General features: G+C 68.9%; 1 protein-coding gene and 1 pseudogene. Both read left to right on the top strand.

Annotation, left to right across the window (positions count from 1 at the left end):
* Positions 1 to 134: 134 nt before the first annotated feature.
* Positions 135 to 1,288 (top strand): annotated as a pseudogene (gene tnpC / locus VF643_RS03800) (IS66 family transposase); the annotation flags it as partial.
* A partial coding sequence (locus VF643_RS03795; RefSeq protein ID WP_331042043.1) for a plasmid pRiA4b ORF-3 family protein occupies positions 1,285 to 1,529 on the top strand: 245 nt, incomplete at its 3' end. The pseudogene tnpC and the gene VF643_RS03795, both read left to right, overlap by 4 nt.

Genomic DNA, 1,529 nt, shown 5'->3' with positions numbered 1-1,529 from the left:
GAGAAAGAGTGGAAGATGCCGCCACGTGAGTGGACCATGGCCAAGGCGCAGTTCGCCCTCATCTTCGGCGAGCGCTTCATCAGGGCCATGGCGGCGTAATGTTCAACCGCCCGCCCACACACGGAAATCCTGACAGTCCCCGGGCCTGCGAGGGGGTGTCCCAGCCGCCCGCTCCGTTCCACGCGACGCCGCGCGGCATGTTCGGCCCGAGCTTCCTGGCGATGGTCATGTTCGAGAAGTTCGGGACGCACCAGCCACTCAACCGGCAGCGCGACCGCTATGCCCGCGAGGGCGTGGAGATCAGCCTGTCCACGCTGGCCGATCAGGTCGGCGCCTGCGCCGCCGCGCTTCGGCCGCTCCACCTGCTGATCGAGGCGCATGTGCTCGCCGCCGAGCGGCTGCACGGCGACGATACGACCGTGCCGGTGCTGGCGAAGACGAAGACCGATGTCGGACGGCTATGGACCCCCGCCTCCGCGAGGACAGGCTCTATGTCCGAGACGACCGACCGTTCGGCGGTCCTGCACCGCCAGCCGCCCTGTTCCATTACTCGCGGACCCGTCGGGCCGAACACCCGGTCGGGCATCTCACCGGCTATGGTGGCATCCTGCAGGCCGACGCCTATGCCGGCTACAACGCCCTGTTCCGCATTGATCGTTCACCGTCGCCACTCACGCGCGCGCTGTGTTGGGCACATGCCAGACGCAAGTTCTTCGAGCTGGCCGACGTCGCTGCGCAGCTGAAGCGCCGCAAGGGCGCGGCGGTCATCTCACCGATCGCGGCCGAGGCGGTCAGGCGCATCGATGCGATCTTCGATGTCGAACGCGACATCAACGGCACGGCCGTCGCCGAGCGGCTCGCCGTGCGCCGGGAGATCGCGGTGCCGCTCGTTACCGACCTGGAGCAGTGGCTTCGCTCCCAGCGTGCCGCGCTCGCCCGCCACAACCCGGCCGCGGGCGCAATCGACTATATGCTGAAGGACTGGACCGCGTTCGTGCGGTTCCTGGACGACGGTCGTATCTGCCTGACCAACAACGCCGCCGAACGCGCGCTGCGCGGCGTGGCGCTCGGCCGCAAAGCATGGCTGTTCGCAGGCTCCGACCGCGGCGGCGAGCGCGCCGCGTTCATGTACACGCTGATCGGAACGGCCAAGCTCAACGACACCGACCCGCAGGCCTGGCTCGCCGAAGTCCTCGCCCGTATCGCCGACACGCCCGTCTCGCGCCTGCCCGATCTGCTGCCCTGGACCTGGGCGGAGGCGCGGGGGCCAAACAGGATCGCCGCATGAGCACCATCGCCCGCCTTAAGATCACGCTGCAAGACGTCGAGCCCAAGGTCCTCCGGCAGATCGAGGTGCCGGTGGACCTCCGCCTCGACCGGCTGCACCAGGTCCTTCAGGCCGCCCTGGGCTGGACCAGCTCGCATCTGCACGAGTTCCGCGCCGGGCGCAGCAGCTGGGGCACGTCCGGCATGGGCGGACCGTTCGACGACCGTGTCCACTCCGAGAAGAGGGCCACGCTCCAAGACCT

This window comes from Sphingomonas sp., from assembly GCF_036387595.1.
In the GTDB taxonomy this organism is placed as follows: domain Bacteria; phylum Pseudomonadota; class Alphaproteobacteria; order Sphingomonadales; family Sphingomonadaceae; genus Sphingomonas.
Note: the sequence above shows the minus strand (reverse complement) of the source record. Positions and strands in the feature narration are given on the sequence as shown.